The sequence below is a fragment of the Vibrio sp. IB15 genome (assembly GCF_016406055.1).
GTDB classification, from domain to species: Bacteria; Pseudomonadota; Gammaproteobacteria; order Enterobacterales; family Vibrionaceae; genus Vibrio; species Vibrio chagasii.
The window spans coordinates 34857-51257 of sequence record NZ_JAEFCE010000001.1 but is presented as its reverse complement, the minus strand read 5'-3'; the positions used below and the strand labels follow the sequence as shown (position 1 = coordinate 51257).

Annotated in this window: 10 protein-coding genes; 2 read left to right on the top strand and 8 right to left on the bottom strand. The window is 44.1% G+C overall.

Translation table 11 applies throughout. The annotated features are described in order from the left end of the window. The first annotated feature begins 1 nt into the window (after nt 1). Nucleotides 2-1654 (top strand): AAA family ATPase, encoded by a 1653-nt coding sequence (locus JC606_RS00185; protein WP_137406462.1) that lies wholly within the window; start codon nt 2-4, stop codon nt 1652-1654. A gap of 70 nt (nt 1655-1724) precedes the next feature. Next, on the top strand, nt 1725-2240 hold the full coding sequence (gene fabA, locus JC606_RS00180) for a bifunctional 3-hydroxydecanoyl-ACP dehydratase/trans-2-decenoyl-ACP isomerase (RefSeq protein WP_137406463.1): 516 nt from the start codon (nt 1725-1727) through the stop codon (nt 2238-2240). 251 nt (nt 2241-2491) lie between these two features. Here fabA and rmf read toward each other — a convergent pair whose 3' ends face one another. The 8 genes from rmf to JC606_RS00140 form a co-directional block, all read right to left on the bottom strand. Beyond that, on the bottom strand, nt 2492-2665 hold the full coding sequence (gene rmf / locus JC606_RS00175) for a ribosome modulation factor (RefSeq protein ID WP_004742306.1): 174 nt from the start codon (nt 2663-2665) through the stop codon (nt 2492-2494). Nucleotides 2666-2827: 162 nt separating this feature from the next. Then, the gene (locus tag JC606_RS00170) at nt 2828-4540 is read right to left on the bottom strand and encodes a DUF3466 family protein (RefSeq protein ID WP_198777557.1); all 1713 of its coding nucleotides are present in this window, start codon (nt 4538-4540) and stop codon (nt 2828-2830) included. 9 nt (nt 4541-4549) lie between these two features. Continuing rightward, nucleotides 4550-6466, bottom strand: a complete 1917-nt coding sequence (locus tag JC606_RS00165; protein ID WP_198777556.1) for an ABC transporter ATP-binding protein — start codon at nt 6464-6466, stop codon at nt 4550-4552. Continuing rightward, nucleotides 6444-6704 carry a glutaredoxin family protein gene (locus JC606_RS00160; protein WP_081090360.1) on the bottom strand — a complete coding sequence of 87 codons (261 nt, stop codon included), beginning with the start codon at nt 6702-6704 and terminating at the stop codon, nt 6444-6446. The genes JC606_RS00165 and JC606_RS00160 overlap by 23 nt, the downstream gene beginning before the upstream one ends. 25 nt (nt 6705-6729) lie before the next feature. Then, entirely contained in the window at nt 6730-8850 is a 2121-nt protein-coding gene (gene rlmKL / locus JC606_RS00155; protein WP_198777555.1) for a bifunctional 23S rRNA (guanine(2069)-N(7))-methyltransferase RlmK/23S rRNA (guanine(2445)-N(2))-methyltransferase RlmL, read from the bottom strand. A gap of 507 nt (nt 8851-9357) precedes the next feature. Beyond that, nucleotides 9358-9909: a cell division protein ZapC gene (locus tag JC606_RS00150; RefSeq protein ID WP_198777554.1), complete on the bottom strand. Its 552-nt coding sequence runs from the start codon at nt 9907-9909 to the stop codon at nt 9358-9360. 220 nt (nt 9910-10129) lie between these two features. After that, nucleotides 10130-11140 (bottom strand): quinone-dependent dihydroorotate dehydrogenase, encoded by a 1011-nt coding sequence (gene pyrD, locus JC606_RS00145; protein WP_137406466.1) that lies wholly within the window; start codon nt 11138-11140, stop codon nt 10130-10132. A gap of 305 nt (nt 11141-11445) precedes the next feature. Beyond that, nucleotides 11446-16287 (bottom strand): NAD-glutamate dehydrogenase, encoded by a 4842-nt coding sequence (locus JC606_RS00140; RefSeq protein ID WP_137406467.1) that lies wholly within the window; start codon nt 16285-16287, stop codon nt 11446-11448. Between the last annotated feature and the right edge of the window lie 114 nt (nt 16288-16401).

Sequence of the window (16401 nt, the reverse complement as noted above, 5' to 3'; positions counted from 1 at the left end):
AATGACTCAAGTAGATTGGCGACATGTTACGCCTCAGTACGACGAATATAGCGCTCAATTAGAGCAATTCCATGACATCTCGCCTCTCCCATTTTCAGATATTCAACACAGATTCAGAGACGCGTTGACTCGCTTTGTCCGCTTATCAAACCTTTCACGTGTTTTGTTAGTCAACTCTCCGGACAACTCGATCTATCGCCAAATGATCGTTGAGTCTTTAGTCGCTGAGCTGAATGACGATGCACAGCCCGTTATCAAAACCGAATCGTTGAATGCAATTTCTCTGTTTGACCAAGTTCAGTCTAGAGATGGAAAAGTCATCGCGACGAAACCTGGTCTACTCACCAGAGCAAACAACGGCTACTTGATCGTATCTGCAAATTTGATTCTTGCTAATCCGGGTAGCTGGTTATTATTAAAATCTGCGCTTCTTGGCGAAGCTGTCGAACCAATCAGCAGTAACCCTGAGCACTTGAATCAATCACCAACGCTTCCTCTTACATACAACATCAAATTGATTGTCGTTGGAGACAGAGCGCAACTCGGTGACCTTGATTACTTGGATAGCGATATTCAAACCGGTTTTTGTCTTTTTAGTGAAATTGAACAAGACATTAAACTTTCTGAAGAGACTTTGACTCAATATCTAGGGTATCTGAAGTGGCTTCAGCAGCGTTACGAACTGCCGAATATGACTCAACAAGCGTTGACGGCGATTTTGACCGCAGGCGCCCGAGAAACAGAAGATCAAAGTTACATTCCATTGTGTCCGATTTGGCACAACGCGCTACTGAATGAAGCGCTGATTGAAGCCAATAACGGCGAGATTGATATTCAGCATATCCAACAAGCTCAACAGCATAAATACAATCGAGAATCATACCTACCAGAGCGCGCACTTGATGATATTCGAGATGGCCAAGTCATCATCGAAACTGAAGGTGAACAAGTGGGCCAAGTGAACGGCCTAACCGTTATCGATGTTCCAGGTCACCCAATCTCTTATGGTGAACCTGCACGTATTTCGTGTGTCATTCACTTTGGCGATGGCGATATTGCCGATGTTGAACGTAAAGCTGAGCTTGGTGGCAATCTGCATGCGAAAGGCATGATGATCATGCAAGCGTTCGTTAGCAGTGCGCTAAACCTTGAAGATCCATTGCCATACGCTGCGTCTGTCGTGTTTGAACAATCGTATTGCGAAGTTGATGGCGACAGTGCTTCACTTGCTGAGCTGTGTTCTCTAGTGAGCGCACTATCTGAATACCCTATCGACCAACAAATCGCTGTAACGGGTGCTGTCGACCAATTTGGTCGTGTGCAAGCGGTTGGTGGCCTCAATGAGAAGATCGAAGGTTTCTACCATGTTTGTAAGCATCAAGGCCTAACAGGCAAACAAGGCGTGATACTTCCAAGGTCTAATTTGAGACATCTTGCACTGAAACCGGATCTTATCGAAAGCATCAAAAACGAAGAATTTCACATCTGGTCTGTGTCAAATGTAGACGAAGCTATTCCTCTAATTATGAACAAACCATTTAGAGACGATGAAGAAGAAAGCGTTCTTAGCAAAATCGCGGAACGTATTGAAAACTTTGAAAGACATGAGCACCCAATGGGAATTGTGGGACGCATCAAAAACTGGTTTGTCTAGTACTGATCGGACTTGTTTAGCGTACACCTGTTCACTAATATGCACCTATCAAAAATCGGAGTAATTGATAATGCAAAACAAACGTGATTCTTACACTCGCGAAGAGCTTCTAGCTTCAAGCCAAGGCGAACTATGGCCACAAGGCCCTCAACTACCAGCACCAAACATGTTGATGATGGACCGCATCACTAAAATGTCTGAGACTGAAGGTGATTTCGGTAAAGGTTTGGTTCTTGCTGAGCTCGATATTACTCCTGACCTATGGTTCTTTGATTGTCACTTCCCTGGTGACCCAGTAATGCCTGGTTGTCTAGGTCTAGACGCTATGTGGCAGCTGGTTGGTTTCTACCTTGGTTGGGTTGGCGGCGCAGGTAAAGGCCGTGCTCTAGGTGTTGGTGAGGTTAAATTCACAGGTCAAATCCTACCTACAGCGAAAAAAGTAACGTACGAGATCCATATGAAGCGCGTTGTTAACCGTCGTCTAGTTATGGGCCTTGCAGACGGTCGTGTGCTTGTTGATGGCAAAGAGATCTATGTTGCTAAAGATTTGAAAGTTGGCCTTTTCCAAGATACATCAGCATTCTAATTAGATAGTTAGATTCGAATAAAGCAGCCAATGGCTGCTTTATTTTTGCCTCCAAAACATTTAGTTATAGTGCATTAAGGTTCGGATTAATTGAGATATCGCGTCCACCAGCTATGAATGAAACATGAATATCATAGAAACATTGCTCTTGGCCGTTTCGCCGTTTGCAAACTTTACCCCCCCTAAAAACTAACAAGGCCCCATTGTATTTAAAACAATGGAGCCCTGACCTTGAATTCGTTGCGCTCTATCTACTTGTAGAGACCTGCTTGTTTATCATCTCTGGCATCTCGCCAGCCACCTAACCAATAAGACCGAGAATCCATTTGGCTATATGGGCAAGCTTCTTGTGACCTACCGTTTAAACCAGCTTTATAGCCTTGAGATTGTGCTCGTTCTAGTCGATCACGCTTTTGTCTCTTCATAGTGCAGTCCTCATACGGGTATTTCGATTTACTAACATACAATGATTACAACTTTGCGGAGTTTTTGTGACTCCAAGTCTAAGAATTGACCAATTTTTCGATTTTCTCAAGGCGAAAAAAAGCCCGAGTTCAGAATTGTGAACTCGGGCTCAAGAGAAAAAATTATTTAAATTTTCTACGGAACCCTAACAGACCAAGCACAGTCAAAGTTAACCAACCTAGGCTACCACCTTGACGATCGACTTTCTCTGAGTCAGCACTACGAGCTTGAATATCAGCTTGAGTTTTACCAGCGATAGGAACAAGTTTAACCGCTACAACCTCCTCTACCGCATTAGATGACGCGCCACCACAGTATGAGTTGTGAGACGTTGTATCATAAGGCTGAGCTGTTCCACCAATAGTACACTTAATCGCAGTCGCTGAAATTACACCAGCATCGTTAATGTCGGTTGCATCGATGATTCTAAACTTGTTGTTTTCACCAGAGGCATTACCATCATTGGTTAGATCATCTAGCCACCAAGCTTTGTTATCAAACAGCGCAATTCTTGACGAGTCAGTGCCATTTGCTTGATACGGGTAAATAAAACCACGATGTCTACGTTCACTACCTTCAACTTCACGAGTCGTTTCCGCATCAATCTGGCCTACAAATTCATTGTAGTTATTTACCGCTTTAGCTTCGCCACTTGAGCCACTAAAGAAAATTCCGCCAGACAAGAAAGTTGCTGTTGGGTTTGTCGCATCCGTTACAACAAAAATCTTATTACCTGCACTGCCGTTCTCCGGTACATAGCCATTACGTTTGGCATAACCAACTGCGAACAAGTTGTCGTTAATATCCGTCGCAACAGAGTTACTGTATCTCGCATCGTCGTTAGACGAGCCAGACTTAACTTCTGCACCACTAATCTCTTTAGTTGTCCATGTATTATTACTATCTGTTAGATCCAGAGACTTACTAATGAATACAGAAGCATTCATATCTTGTAGGTCACCATTACCATCAGCCGTATTATAGCCTACGCCGTAAAAAACAGAGTTAGATTCAACAATTGAACGCATGCTACCTTGAGCAAAGTAATCGCCTTGTTTGGCGTCACCGCTGCGAATCCAATCGATTTCTTTGGTTGTAGTACCGTCCCAGATCGCCGCTTTCGAACTGAACGCATTGTATGGCTTAGATGTGTCCGTTGCCCCTTGGTCTACCGACACACTACCTACATTGTAAACAGTACCATTACTTGCTGTAATCGCTTTCCATGCACGCGTTTCAGAAGTGCCCTTAGGACCAGTTGCTGTCGTAAATATCGCATTGTTGCGGATATCACCTTCAGATTTAACGCCTAATGGCTGCGCTGCATCATCAAGTGAGTTAATCACCGTATTGCGATTTTCAAATGTAGTACCACCTTCAACAAATGCCTTAGCATTGACGTAACTTGGATCATCTTTTTCTTTAATCCACGTATCGTTCCAACGATTTTTAGCCCAGCTCTCACACGTAGAATATCTAAGCTCTCGATAACAATAGTTTTCGAAATCAACAAACTCTTGGATGTATTGGAATGGAGCATCCATTGCGAAAGGCACTTCTTCGCGATAGCTTACCGCTTCAACCGTATTTCGAGTTTCACCAGCAAGTTTGAATGTAGTGTCAGCACAGTTTGTTGCCGCTGAGTCAAAACATCCTAGTGCAAGGTCATTCGTTCCGTCGGTAGCACTACCAGGCTGGATCGCTACACCGAAGATTTCAGATGCACCGGTAATCGAAGGCGTTACCTCAACTACCTTATAAAGCGCAGCGTTGGCATTAGTTGCAGCCAAAACTAGGGCTGCAACTGTCGTTAATTTAAATTTAGTACAAGTCATTATTACTTCTTAACTTTCCTGTTGTAGTGCCTCGAGCTCTTCCCAGCGCTCAAATGCAACTTCAAGCTCCTGCTCTGTCGCAGTTAGCTTATCTAAAACTGGCTGTGTCTGCTCTACAGATTTCGAAAAGAAGCTTGGATCGTTAACTTCTTCCTGAAGAGCTTCAATTTGTGTTTCCAATTCTTCTAAACGTTGTGGTAACGCTTCTAGCTCTCGCTGTAGCTTATACGATAACTTCTTAGGTTTAGCTTTAACTGGTGCAGTTTTGGGAGTTTCCTCAACTACTTTCGCTGGCTTTGATGGCTTTTCAACCTGTCGGTATTCAAGTGCCTGCTTTCTTTGTTGTTGAGCATCGTGATAGCCACCAACAAATTCTTCAATCACGCCGTTGCCTTCGAAGATCCAACTTGTCATCACTGTATTATCTACAAACTGACGATCGTGGCTTACTAAAAGAAGCGTACCCTGATAGTTGGCAAGCAAATCTTCTAAAAGTTCCAAAGTTTCGATATCTAGATCGTTGGTTGGCTCATCGAGAATCAGCAAGTTGTTCGATTTAAGGAAAATACGAGCTAATAACAGGCGGTTTTTCTCACCACCAGACAGCGCTTTAACAGGAGTACGAGCACGTTTAGGAGAGAATAAGAAATCTTGTAGGTAGCTAAGCGCATGACGCTCACGGCCACCTACTGTTACTTCTTGCTTACCATCCGCTAGGTTATCGATAACCGACTTCTCTGGGTCAAGAATTTCACGGTATTGGTCAAAGTACGCCACTTCAAGTTTCGTACCGCAATGCAAACGACCAGAATCAGGTTTTAGCTGGTCAAGAAGCAACTTAAGAACCGTACTCTTACCACAACCATTCGGACCAATCAGTGCAATACGATCGCCACGCATGATGTTGAAGCTAAAGTCTTTAACGATCTGTTTGCCTTCGAAACCAAAGTTAATGTTCTCAGCTTCAAATACAATCTTACCTGAACGCTGAGCATCATCGATTTGGATAACCGCTTTGCCCTGCACTTCACGACGATTCAAACGCTCTTCACGTAGCTTCTTAAGCGCACGTACACGACCTTCGTTACGAGTACGACGAGCTTTGATACCCTGTCGAATCCATACTTCTTCCTGAGCGAGCTTTTTATCGAATTCAGCGTTCTGCATTTCTTCAACGCGAAGCGCTTCTTCTTTCTCAACTAGGTAATTTTCGTAATCACCAGGGAAAGAACTCAATTTACCGCGATCAAGGTCGACGATACGCGTAGCCATCGACTTAATGAACGCACGGTCGTGCGAGATAAAGATGATTGAACCACGGAAGTCTTTAAGGAAGCCTTCTAACCATTCAATAGTAGCAACATCCAAGTGGTTCGTCGGTTCGTCGAGTAGAAGCACGTCAGGGTCACACACAAGCGCACGAGCAAGAGCCGCTTTACGTTGCCAACCACCAGATAAGTCCGTCAGCTTAGTTTCGGCTGTCAGCTTTAAAGCACCTAGAACATTCGTTACACGGTCTTCAAAGCGCCATGCATTAGCGTGATCCAATTGTTCTTGTACACGAGTAAGACGGTTTAGGTTCTTTTCACTAGGGTCGGTCGCGATCAGATCCAGAAGATCATGATAGATCTTTAGCTGCTCGCCGATTTCAGCAAGACCACCAGCTACATAATCATAAACTGTGCCTTCTTCGTTACGCGGCGGATCTTGTTCCAAGCGAGACACAACCACATCTTGTGTAATTTGCATCTTGCCGTCATCCATGATGATGTTGCCAGAGAGGACTTTCATCAACGTAGACTTACCAGCACCGTTGCGCCCCACTAAACAAACACGCTCGTTTTCTTGCAGCGCGAAGTCTGCACGGTCTAATAGTGGGTGGTCGCCAAATGCTAACTGCCCATTATGAATTGTAAGTAATGCCATTCTTCTTTAACCAATCATTAAGTTCTAACAAGCCAAATGGCCAGTTAAGCTCTGAGTGTTGAGAACCGTCAGAGCTTTCAAATTTGAGCACCGGAATAGTGACCCCGTAACGGGAAAAGAGCTCATCATCGAATGCGATGTCGACAACATTGATATGATGGCTAATGTTTAACTGTTCCGTGAGTTGGAATGCCATCTCACATAGATGGCACCCTTCTGTACTGTAGAGAGTCAGCACTATATATCCTTATACAATCTCTTAACTACTTATGAGTAATCAACCAGCAGTTATGAATATGCTTATTGCGAGAGAAATCTAGAGGCAATGTCTTAGCAGAGATGTTCTGAGCCTTAAGACCTAGTTCGTCTAGAGCTTCCAAGTCCATTTTGAAGTGACGCTTGTTGTTAGAGAACACAATCGTACCTTCCTCACGAAGCAGGCGTTTTAGGTTCTCCATCAATTGGATATGATCACGTTGAACATCGAAAGATTGATCCATACGCTTCGAGTTAGAGAACGTTGGTGGATCAATAAAGATCAGATCATAAGAACCCTGCTCTTTAGCCAGCCATTGTAGACAGTCAGCTTGAACAAATTGATGTTGACGACCGACACGTCCGTTAAGCTCCATGTTCTCTTTCGCCCACTCTAGGTAGGTATTCGACATGTCAACGGTGGTTGTAGCGCGTGCGCCGCCCACAGCAGCGTGTACAGATGCACTACCTGTATAAGCAAACAGGTTAAGGAAATCTTTGCCTGCTGCCATTTCACCGATACGACGACGAGTAATCTTATGATCAAGGAATAAACCTGTATCTAGGTAGTCGTGAAGGTTAACAATCAGCTTAACGCCATACTCATTTACTTCTAGGTTCGATGAATCTTGAGAAAGCTTCTGGTATTGAGAGCGCCCTTTTTGCTTCTGACGAACTTTCAGCACAACGTTATTGGCTTCAACGCCGGTCACTTGAATAGAAGCACGGATGATATCGGTTAGACGACGTTTTGCTTTCTCTTCCGGTACATCTTTAGGTGCAGCGTATTCTTGAATCACAAGGTGACCTGGGTATACGTCAATCGCTACATTGTATTCTGGTAAATCCGCATCGTAGATACGGTAACAATCTAGTTGCTCTTTCTTAGCCCACTTGCCAATTTTACCGATGTTCTTCTTAAGACGGTTCGCGAAATCAGGCGCAATCTGCTGTTCTTGCTGCTCTGTTGGGCGCTCTGACATCGGACGAGCGGAAATTGAGTAGTTCTTTTGGTGACACGGTAACGCACCGTTATTCAATTTGAACTGTTTGTCTGCACGCATACGCAAGCAGCTTAGAAGCTCGTCTGAGCTAGAGAAGATAGATGCGTGACAACCACCAAACTCAGCTTTTAGCTGCGCGCCAAACGCCGTGTATAGTGCAATCAAGCCAGGCTCAGTACCTAGACGCTCACCATAAGGTGGGTTTGATACAACCACGCCATTGTCGAATTCCGCAGGACGCTTAACAAGTGCAGCATCGCCTACTTCAAATTGAATTAAATCTTCAACACCGGCACGACGCGCATTGTCACGTGCAGTCTTGATCATTCGCTCATCGTTGTCATAGGCGTAGAACTTACACTCTACTTTCTTCACACCACGGCGACCTTGTACATTCGCCTCTGACTTAACTTCAGCCCATAGCTCTGGTTCAAAATCTTCTAGAGCTTCGAAACACCATTTCTGACGCTTAACACCCGGAGCCATGTTCGCAGCCATCATCGCCGCTTCAATCACAAGCGTACCTGAACCACACATAGGGTCTAAGAAAGGTTTTGTTGCGTCCCAGCCACTACGAAGAAGAATCGCTGCAGCAAGAGTTTCACGCAATGGTGCGCGACCTGATTCAGGACGGTAACCACGCTGGTGAAGACCGCTGCCGACCATATCAAGGCCAAGAATCGCTTTGTCACGGTGTAAACGAACGTGAATACGAACATCTGGGTTTTCTTTGCTAATAGAAGGACGAGGCAACGACTTCTTCTCAAAGCAATCGACGATAGCGTCTTTCACTTTCATCGCGCCATATTGGCTGTTGCGGATTTCGCGATTGGTACCATTAAAGTCAACCACAAAACGCTTAGAGCTATGGAATTGATTCACCCAGTTAACCGCAGTGGTCGATAGGTACAAATCCATGTCGTCCTGACAAGTGAATTCAGAAAGGACACGTACAAATCGAGAAGCCAAACGACTCCACAAACAACAACGATAAATTTGCTCATTGGTCGCTTTGAATTTAACACCTGCCTGAACAGGTTTTGCGTTTGTAATCCCTAGTTGGGTTAGTTCTTCAACTAATAAATTCTCAAGGCCGTTTGAGGTAACCGCTAGATATTGATTCATAGTGTTCTTTTATTGATAAAAATGAGCTCGATTATACCTGATTTTGTTACCAGAGCATCACTCTAAACTCGTCTTTTCATTGAATCTTTCGACTAACTGGCTAGCAAACACTCAGTACTGAAGCGGTCGCTTACCCACATCCCCTTAAAACATAAGACCTAACGAACTCACTCGTTTAACACCCAATTTCCGAGCAACTCGCCATTGTGAATTAATATTCACCCCCAAATTGGTATATACCAAATGAAAAGCAAGTGTGAAATTTAGCTACAAAAGAACAAAAACAGGGAATAAATATTGGTAAATTACGCTTTTGGGGAAGTAAACAAGGTGAAATTAACGTAAAAAAAATCGGCTTAACTTCACTATTTTAATGGTTAGCGAGTGATGCATTTATCAGGATGAGGTTTTTTAGGCACAAAAAAATCGGCTATTAAGCCGATTATTTGGAAGGTTTGGTGAGGTTGTTCTGTGCGACGTATGGCGAAATGATGTATAAAACTTGGGTTAGCCTACCATCGCAATATGATGAGATTGATGCAGAATTGCGTTAGCATCAAGCATTCTATCGTGCATCACCTTGATTGAGTCGCCAAAGCGTAATCCTTTTGAAGGAGTCAATATGAACTCTTCTAGGTCTACAAACGCGCACAAGCTCGCACACTCGCCCACTTCTAATACAATGAAGTAACCAAGGCTATGCTCGTTATTCATTTGTACAATATCCCCTTCCTGAGGATACTCATGGCCTGCACCTTGGGGAGCGAAAAACCAACTCTTTGGTTGTACAGGCTTATGGAAACGCTTCGCAGCCACGCAGTAAAGCGCCAGTTCTGCTTGACGAGGCTCAGATAGCTCTAAGCCAGAAATTTGTTCTTTGAAGGTTTGGTATGATGATGCGTCATCAACGGTGAATTCATTATCTCGAAACGCACAGTCCACCAGCTTATTGCGGACCAGATTCGTTTTGAAAATCATATCCTCTCCGAGGTTTAGCATTAATGAACATTGCTGCTCATCGTAATACCAACTCCATGTATCGCTAGGTTTAAGCATCATTTCGTCTCACACTGTTGAACCATTCCATTAGGTAAAACGCAAAATTACCTTCAATTGCAGTAATTTTACTGAGCAATAGGCAAAAAAAAAGAGGAAATGAATTCCTCTTTCTTATCGCTTTTCTCTACAACTCGGGGAGTTACAGTGTCTCTTTTAGTAAGACGATGTCAGTTTATAGATACTTTTAGATTAGTGCTCTATAACGACTATAGTTGGTGAACTACAGGTTTTTGACAATGTCAGCTACAAGGCGTGGACCTTTGTAGATGAAACCAGAGTAAACTTGAACAAGCTGAGCACCTGCCATCATTTTCTCTTTTGCAGCAACATAAGAGTCAACGCCACCTACCCCGATGATCGGCAGTTTGTCACCTAGCTCTTGGTGAAGTTTACGAACTACTTCAGTGCTACGAGATTGAACTGGACGTCCACTTAGGCCACCCGCTTCGTCGCAGTGTTTCATGCCTTCGACAATTGAACGATCCAAAGTCGTGTTTGTTGCGATCACACAATCGATCTTATTTTTGATCAATGATTCGCAAATTTGGCTGATTTCATCATCACTTAGATCCGGAGCAATCTTAAGAGCTAGAGGAACATACTTACCATGCTTCTCTTCTAGTTCCGCTTGTTTTGCTTTCAGCTCAGACAACAAATCATCAAGTGCTTCGCCGTATTGTAGAGAACGTAGCCCTGGTGTGTTTGGTGAAGAGATATTTACCGCAATGTAACCCGCGTATTGATATACCTTCTCCATACAGATCAAGTAGTCTTCTGCACCCTTTTCAATCGGCGTGTCTTTGTTTTTACCGATGTTGATACCTAAGATGCCGTCGTAGTTTGACTTCTTAACATTCTCAACCAAGTTATCTACACCTAGGTTGTTGAAACCCATTCGGTTGATGATACCTTCAGCTTCAACAAGACGGAATAAACGAGGTTTATCGTTACCCGCTTGTGGACGTGGAGTCACAGTCCCTACTTCTACAAAACCAAAACCCATCGCGCCAAATGCATCAATACATTCGCCGTTTTTATCTAGGCCAGCCGCAAGACCAACTGGGTTTTTAAAAGTAAGACCCATGCATTCTACAGGTCGATGAGGTAATTGTTGGCGATACAAAAGATCAATGGGAGTGCCGGTAAAGCGTTTGAAATTTTGAATTGCAAGATCATGTGCCTTTTCGGCATCAAGTTGGAAAAAGCCAGTTCTGGCTAGACGGTAAAGCATTGTGCCTCCGATAGAAAAAAGCCCCGTGTAAACGGGGCGATATTATTTACTTATTTACCCAACTATTCAATCTATTACTGTCTGTAAGGGTAAGATAATCGAGTTTGCTAACGAATGAGCTTCTTTATTAAGCAAACGTTACCGTTATATAGGCAGTCAGCACTCTTTAATTCACCGTCCAGTGAATCGGTTTGAGACATTGCGAATTTACGGCTACTCACTTTCCAGGGTAAGCAATAATAATCCGAAACGAAAAAGGCAGACCAAATGGCCTGCCCTTAAATCGTTTTACTTGAGTCTAATCGTTAGTCTTTCGACATGCAGTTTAGATTCAGTAGCATCAATTCACGCAACGCAACTGAGAACTTAGCAAACTCGTGAACAGAACCCACTTTGAATTCGTTCAGGATACTTTCCCAACGATGTAGAGAAACAGAATTGCTTTCCATCCAATCGTCGAGCGCCTTGATCACATCAAGATCCGAACCACAACCGCAGCTAAGTACTTGACCTGTTAATTGACGTTGTTGCCAATCCAGATCTTCTCTGAATGCAGCACGTGCCAATGCTTGCCAGTTGTTATCGACTGCTTGACCATTGATTTGCTTCAAGAACCAGTGCAGAGACAAACGGTCGCCTAGATTGAAGTAAAGCTTAGACGCTTGTTGTACTGTTTTACCCGTTTCACGGGCCACTGTGGATATATCCAGTGCTGAGTACAAGCTAGACAGACGCGCTACTGAATTCGCCAATTCTGCAGTTACGCCTTGATCAATCCATACTTGCGCCATTGCTTGATGCTCTTCTACTTCTGAAGCAACCAGGTTTTCGTCCAGTTTCTCAGTAATAGCCACTACATCGCCTTGGTAAAGTTCAACCAGTGCTTTCACAGATTGCTTACCAGTACGATTTCTTAGCAACCAACGAGTCAAACGGCGCAGTGTACGACGTACGTGGTACAGCAACTCATATTGAGCCTGTGAGCTAGAGATGTTATCCAGTTCACGGATGCTCTTAAGCACTTGACCCAAACCATAGATTTCACGTGATGCCGCGTAAGCATTAGCGATATCGACAATGTTTGCGCCCGTCTCTTCTTGCAGACGAGTGATGAAGTTACAACCCATCTCGTTAACCATTTGGTTAGCAAGAGCCGTCGCAATGATCTCTGCACGCAGTGGATGGTTATCCATGTGCTGAGAGTAGTTACGGCGTAACTCAGTTGGGAAGTATTGCATCAATTGTTGAGCATGGAACTCATCATTCGCAATATCATCGCTCACAAGATCTTCTTTCAGAACCATCTTACCGTAAGCGATCAATACAGATAGCTCTGGTCTTGTTAGGCCTTGACCTTGCTTCTCACGCTCTAGCAGAGTTTCGTCATCAGGGATGTATTCTAGGCCGCGATCCAGATACCCTGCTTTCTCCATTGTGTGAATGAAGCGGATTTGCTCTTTAACTAAGCTCACGCCTTGGTGTTCAGTTACCGAAATAGACTCAGCTTGGCAGTAGGCGTCATCAAGTACAATCTCACCAACTTCATCTTCCATAGACTCTAGAACTTGGTTACGTTGCTTAACCGTTAGATCACCATTAGACACCAAGCCGTTCAAGAAGATCTTAATGTTCACTTCGTTATCTGAACAGTCAACACCACCCACGTTATCAACAAAGTCTGTGTTCACTCGGCCGCCTGTAAGCGCATATTCAATACGACCCAATTGAGTCATACCCAAGTTACCGCCTTCGCCAACAACTTTTGCTTTCAAATCGCCGCCGTTGATACGCAACACGTCGTTAGCGCGGTCGCCAACATCAGTGTGAGTTTCACTTGAAGACTTAACGTAAGTACCGATACCACCATTCCAAAGTAGATCAACTTCCATAGACAAGACCGCTTTGATCAAATCATTTGGCGCCATTGATGCTTTCTTGGTACCCAACATTTTCTGAATTTCAGGCGTTAGAGAGATAGACTTCGCTCGACGAGAGAAGATGCCACCACCTTGAGAAATCAATTCTTTGTTGTAATCTTCCCAGCTTGAGCGAGGTAGATTGAACAAACGATCACGCTCTACCCAGCTTGATGCTGAATCTGGATTCGGATCAACGAAGATGTGCATGTGGTTAAATGCCGCTTGTAGACGGATGTGCTTAGATAGCAGCATACCGTTACCAAATACGTCACCCGCCATATCACCAACACCGATAGCAGTGAAGTCTGTAGTCTGGCAGTTAATACCCATTTCACGGAAGTGACGCTTAACCGATTCCCAACCACCTTTTGCTGTGATACCCATCGCTTTGTGGTCGTAGCCGTTAGAGCCACCCGAAGCAAACGCATCACCTAACCAGAAGTTGTACTCTTCAGATACTGAGTTCGCTAAGTCAGAGAATGTTGCTGTACCTTTATCGGCTGCAACAACCAAGTACGGGTCATCTTCATCATGACGAACAACGTTCTTAGGTGGGATTACCTCACCTTCAATGATGTTGTCTGAAACGTCTAGTAGTGCACGGATGAAGCGCTTGTAACAACGTTGCCCTTCAGCAAAGATCTCGTCACGGCCAGACATTGTGTGCTGACGTTTACAAACGAAACCACCTTTTGCACCCACTGGTACAATTACCGTGTTCTTAACTTGTTGTGCTTTAACTAGGCCCAGAATCTCGGTACGGAAATCTTCTTGACGATCTGACCAACGAAGACCACCACGAGCCACTTTACCGCCACGTAGGTGAACACCTTCAATATCTGGTGCGTATACGAAGATCTCAAATGCAGGTACTGGTGCCGGGATATCTGGAATCTCGCTTGGTCTCATTTTTAGAGCCAACCAAGGCTTCGCTTGTTTGTTGTCGTCTACTTGGTAGTAGTTAGTACGAAGCGTTGCAGTGATCATCTCCATGTAGCGACGAATGATACGATCATCATCCAAGCTTTCTACATGATCGAGCTGCTCAGTGATCTTCTTAATAAGATCTTGTTGACCCTTCGCGCTGCCCTTCAATTTCGGATCAAAACGCTTACCGAATAAGCTCACCAAACCTTTCGCTAACTCTGGGTAATGGGACAATGTGTCTTCGATATATTGTTGGCTGAATGGGAAGCCCACTTGACGCATGTAACGAGCATAAGCACGCAAAATAGAAATTTCACGACCAGAAAGACCCGCGCCCAGTACCAAGCGGTTGAAACCATCGCTGTCTAGTTCACCCGCCCAAATTGCTGCGAATGCTTGTTGGAAAAGATCACGAGCTTCACGAAGATCAATCGTTTGGTCACTCTTATGAAGCATAGAGAAATCTAAGATCCAATAGGTTGTACCGTTGGTCTTACGCACTTCGTATGGCGACTCACCGATTACGCGTAGGCCAAAGTTTTCAAGCATTGGCATCACATCAGAAAGGTGAATTGGCTCTGCACTGTGGTAGAACAGTTTTAAGCGTACTGCTTTCGAGTCTGCCGCTTCTTCCTGAGGACGGTAGAAAAGCATACCAAGTTTATTATCTTCACTTAGTGCTTCTAAACGCTCAATATCTGCAACAGCAGAACCTGGCATCATGTCTTCTTTGTACGAACGTGGGAATGCACGCATGTACTCTTTCGACAATGGAAGACCTTTGCTCTCACCGAAGTTTGCAATGATTGATTCAGATAAGCGGTCATCCCACGTAGACGATACTTCCATTAAATTTTGCTCGATTGTTTTCACGTCCACGTCCATGTTGTTGTTATCAACACGAACAATATAGTGTGTTCTTGCCAGAGGGCTTTCAGAGAAATACGTTGTAAATTCAACTTCTTCTTCACAGCCAAAGTATTGCTTCAAGATGCGCTGAGTTTGGCGACGAAGCTCGGTGTTGTAACGATCTTTTGTTACGTAAACCATACAGCTAAAGAAACGGCCAAACGGGTCTTTGCGAACGAACAGACGCAGAAGATCACGATCTTGCATCTGTACGACACCCGTTCCCACTTCAAGCAGTTCTTCTTCTCGAGCTTGAAGCAGTTCATCACGTGGGTAGTTTTCAAGAATGTTGTGCAGAGCTTTGTAAGAGTATGAACCCTCACGATAACCACTCGCGTTTAAGATACGCTCTACTTTCTCACGAACTAGAGGAATCGTTTCAACGGTTTGGTTATAAACAGCAGAAGTGTAAAGACCAGTGAAACGGTGCTCACCAATTACCTTGCCGTTCTTATCGAATTTCTTAATGCCGATGTAGTCATTGTAAGCTGGGCGGTGAATGCGTGAAGCCGTGTTGCCCTTTGTTACGATAAGTACATACGGTTTTTTTGCTTCTAAACGCGCCGAGTCAGAAAACTCAGACAACTTAACGTTACGTACACGATCTGAATTCGCAAACAAACCAAGACCTTGCTCCTTGGTCGGTTGCAGCTCAGTATCGCCGTTAACTGAAACTAGGTCATATTCCTTATAACCCATAAAGGTAAAGTTGTGTTCACCTAACCAACGAAGAAACGCCAACGTCTCATCAAAACGTTGACCATCTACTGGAATGCTTTCTTTTTGCTGTTCAACTTGGTCAGTGACTTCTTTCAGCTTTTCAACCATCGTTAACCAGTCGTTAACCACTAGGCTAGTGTCAGTGAAAATGTCTAGAAGCTCTGTCTTAAGTGCCGTCATTTCTGCTTTGCTACTTAGACGGTCAACCTCGATGTGGAACAAAGATTGGAAAACACCTTCACCACTGCTCACACCCACTACACTTCCCGAATCAGAGCGAGAGATTTGCGTTGGGTTATGCAGCATAAGGTGAGAAGAAAGGTCTAGGCGAGTCAATGCCATTTTTACAGAATCAACAAGGAAAGGACTATCCGGTACAACTATCTCAACGATAGTGTGAGTGGACTGCCAACCTTGACGACTTACCGTCGGGTTGAAAACGCGTACCGAGATTTCATCGGCTTTCTTTTCGTTGATGTGGTGCCATAAACTAACTACAGCACCATATAAATCGGATTCATTTCTCTGAGTCAGGTCGTCATGAGAAACGTTACTAAACAAGTGTTGAGCAAGTTGAGTTACGAGAGGTCGATGAGCAAGGTCAAGTTTGTCTTGAATCAGCTTGTAAACTTTTTCAAGTAAAACTGGAACCACAGTTTCACGTGCGGTCATAGTCACACTCCACAATTAGAATTATATTTTATTATTAGGGGTATCACTTAATCTGGCGTTTGAATCGCGTTTTTTAACACTTTTCTACTAACGAGTTAAGCAAAGGTAATGCAT